Raw genomic sequence first — 3,914 nt, forward strand, 5'->3', positions numbered from 1 at the left:
ACTAGTGCAGCGATAATTTCTGTGGTAAGTTCATTCATGGGGAATGCCTCCTGTGATGTTTTCTGTAGTTACTAAATATCATAAGGGAAGGCATTCCCTATTTCTATACAATTCAGAAATCTTTTATGCATTTACACAAGATATTTTACGCTCTCTTCAATCATGATGGTATTGTTTATGATACTTGTATATTCGCTTCTTTGAGCTTCATTATCTTCTAATATATAAACCGGTAACACCTAGTTATCCTCCGTAATAATCAAAGTCATTGTGACATAGCCTTTGGTGCTTTCAATTTCCATATAGAACCCATGCTGCTGTTCGACAAGCTCTTGCACATTTGCGAGGCCTAAGCCACGATTGCTGCCCTTGGTTGAATAGCCAGTCTCAAAGAGCTTGTGCTGGTCAAAATCTGAACCAACAGAATTACTAATCGAAATTTCCGATGTATTTTCAATTACATTAAAAGCAACTGTCACCGCTCTATCGGCCATTAATATTGCTTGTTCAATTGCATTATCCAACAAGTTACCCACGATACGCATTGCTGTAGCAACCCCATGACTGAGATAAAAATCAGTGTCACCTATTTCAATATTTAGCTTGACATCACATTGTTTAGCATAAAAAAACTTTTGGACGATTAACCCACGTAATGTATCATTTTTTAAATGCTGAATACGTGCGATACTCCCATCATTTAAAGTTATTTTAAACGCTTTACTATTTGTATAATCAGTCAAGTAGTCCTTAATCTCACCAATATCATTTTGAGCATTTAAACTAGCAATTAAATTTTTATAATCGTGCTTAAACTTTCTTAATTCCAAATACTGGTGCTCTACGCTCTTAAGATAATTATCTAACTGTTCATTTTGGAGCTTCTCAGTTGCGACTTTTTTCTGCAAAATATACACTCTTGTGGTTTCTAAAGCTTGCCAACTGATGAGACCAAGCATTAAAACAAATGTTAATAACAGCGTTAACTGAATTGTAGCTGTAACTCCTTGAAAATTACTAATTAGTAGTAGCAGCTCGATTGATCCAAAAACAGCCAACAATATAGTAAATAGATGCTTATTAACTTCTCCGTCATTACTTATGTCTAGCGATCCAGCATACCGCTTTATCATGACATGACCAAATTGAAGCGCTAAAAGATCAATGATGCACATCGTAACAATCTCAACTCCAGTAAAAAGATGGCTGTGTGTTGATAAATCAGCGATTTGATGAAGGTCAAGAAAAAGATACAACAATCCCCTACTGAAATAAGCTGCCAGTGCTAAAACTACGATTTGACTTGATAACAACATCAAAAAAACATTTAAATGGTAATAATTGATTTTTGGCTTTCGTCTTTCTCTAATTATCATTCCTAAGGCTAAGAAAAATGATGTAATGTCGCCTAAAAAGATTCCTATTAAAGATAATATCAATAACAAAATCAATGAATAAACGATGTTTTTCACACCAGTATTACCAAAAATAAAATTGTATACCACAATTATCCCAAAATAAATAAAAAACGATTGTGCAATGCCATCCAAAATGCTAACTTCAATCACAGTACTCCCCCTAAAGTGTTTTATCGTCTCATTAGCTAATATAAAATAATATTTGTTAATTTACTTTATTAGCAAGCTATCATTTTACAGTATTCTTTTCAAGAGCTGTGACTCATTAACCAGCTTGAACTAGCAATATTCGAACAATTTACACCTTAGCAGAGTAGACACTCAACACATCAATTCACCATTTCAGTTTTTAAATATTTTTGTTGCCGTACGTACAACCAATCCCATTTGTAACGAATACGTGCTACTCTTCCCACCAGCGATTTTCTGCATTTCGTTATTACTCACACTGCTTTACATGCTTAATCTTAATTTTCACAACAATCACCTCACATGTCCATGATAGAGCAATTTTGATCTGAAATATTGTTATTCTTATTAACGTACACTTTTTGGCTTCAAACGTAAATTCGCACTTAATATTCGACAATCACGACCAATACCCACAAAAAAGGCGACCCTATGGGTATTAAAACCGCTATATCTGGTGCAGGAGACAATCCGTCTGAATTTGTAAATCGATACCAACTCGAGGCTCTTATACTAACACTGCATCCGATTTATTCAATGCCTGCAATCAACGAATCATCGTCGAAAATAACGTTAAAAAACTAAACTATTTTCCTCCTTGACAAAACCAACAGTTATCATTACATAACCATACGTTTTTCATATTGAATAACGCAGTACAATATTTTTCAAATTTCAAACAATCCATTTTTGCATCGGAAAAATGTGATTTTAAAAATCGTGACATTACGTATACGCCTATTTCAAATTTCAGTGTTACTTTTCCGAATGCAAGTAAGTTCATTCTATAATTCAGTAATAATAACGGCTTTTGACGACTCTTACTGAAAAATATGAGAGGAAATTTGAGTTTTATTACCGGATTCACGGATTGTTTTTGATTTGTTTGTTCATCCAGGTGGATATCTACAAAATAGTTCTCAATACGAGCTATGCATCTTTAATTGATTCAGCATCAAAAAAAACGAGACTTGCATGAATACAACTACTCAAGCAGATCTCGTTTCCATTTTAAATCTTGAAATAGACTCTATTAATACACTAGATTAGCTGTAATTATTCACATAGCTAATCTAAATTTAAAAAAAGTCTGTCATCAAATTATTTTTGGGCATTACTCTTAAAAAACAGTATATTCACGATTCCTACAATACTGACAATTGTGAAGATGGTCTGTATAATCCAATCCATGCTGCTCAAGTCAATATTTACTGTCGTCTTTATACTAATAATCAGAACAATCATCCAGACCCAAAAATTGATATCTTTCAAAAAGTTTTTATTAATCACATTGAACACTCCTAAAACTGTACATATGGGTGTTTCAAATTCCAACGTGCTTTCTTTCCGAGATAATATCCCCAAGAACTCCAAAGCTTTGTCGTTAAGTCCCCGCCAGTAATTGTCGCTAAATTAGATGCACTAATAGTTTGAAATTTCATAATATTCCGCTCCCTAGTTATAAAATCCTTTATTAAAGCTCTTCTCGATTGTTTTACGATGCTTATACGCTGACAATAAAATTTCTAAACCAAGAGAAAATCCCGAACCACCTTCAATTTGCGATAGATTGCCTTCATTCAAAATATAAAAATCATTCAATTTATTCATAATGTATCTCCCCAATGTATTAAAATACTGTCATTCTCAAAAATTCAACACCATATAGTAAATATTTTCAAAACCTTATTACAATTACTTATATTTTATAGTTTTTACTAAAAATACAATTACACAATTTTTACTCTGAAGACGGATCTCCAACAATTATTGACAAAAACCATAAGATTATTTTTGGAATCAACGCCAACTGCCGATTTAGCTTATATCAATATTACTGACGATGTAAAACACATGTGTTAATTCCACATTCAGTATCTCTTAGTTAATGCAAACAAACTTATCAATGCTCCCTGAGTATTCCAACTCTTACACCCCCTTTCGTATATTGTTAGCAACCGCTAGGCCAGACCACAAACAAGAATAGTGTATTTAATTTAAGTTCACACAGTTTAAGAATCCGCTTACATTCATATCCAAAAGTACTCTTTAATTACCCTTCTTCTCTATACTTCTAATATACACTTTGATTCCAATCTTGATTTATTTTTCTATTAACGTTACGTTTTCCTCTATAATCGTACACATTTTATTACCTCTCTTACAATAAGGTACTGTCAAAAGTACCTTGTCTTAAACTAATAATTATTCAATACCGTTCGCCAGCTACTAATTGGGCCTCCCCCCTTGTTGACTACGGATTTGATTTTGACTTTGATTTTAGATTTTGAGTGCACAAATAGTTCC

Annotated in this window: 3 protein-coding genes; all 3 read right to left on the reverse strand. The window is 33.0% G+C overall.

Annotated elements, in window-relative coordinates; genetic code table 11:
• Positions 1-239: 239 nt before the first annotated feature.
• Positions 240-1,568, reverse strand: coding sequence for a sensor histidine kinase (locus KGF65_RS16375; RefSeq protein ID WP_101872760.1), 1,329 nt, complete (start codon positions 1,566-1,568; stop codon positions 240-242).
• 1,340 nt (positions 1,569-2,908) lie between these two features.
• Entirely contained in the window at positions 2,909-3,052 is a 144-nt protein-coding gene (locus KGF65_RS17460) for a plantaricin NC8 alpha peptide precursor (RefSeq protein ID WP_101872758.1), read from the reverse strand.
• Between the two features lie 10 nt (positions 3,053-3,062).
• A complete protein-coding gene (locus KGF65_RS16380; RefSeq protein WP_101872757.1) occupies positions 3,063-3,218 on the reverse strand; it encodes a ComC/BlpC family leader-containing pheromone/bacteriocin in 156 nt (51 codons plus the stop codon).
• Positions 3,219-3,914 lie beyond the last annotated feature (696 nt).

This window comes from Lactiplantibacillus sp. 30.2.29, assembly GCF_018991255.1.
In the GTDB taxonomy this organism is placed as follows: domain Bacteria; phylum Bacillota; class Bacilli; order Lactobacillales; family Lactobacillaceae; genus Lactiplantibacillus; species Lactiplantibacillus pentosus.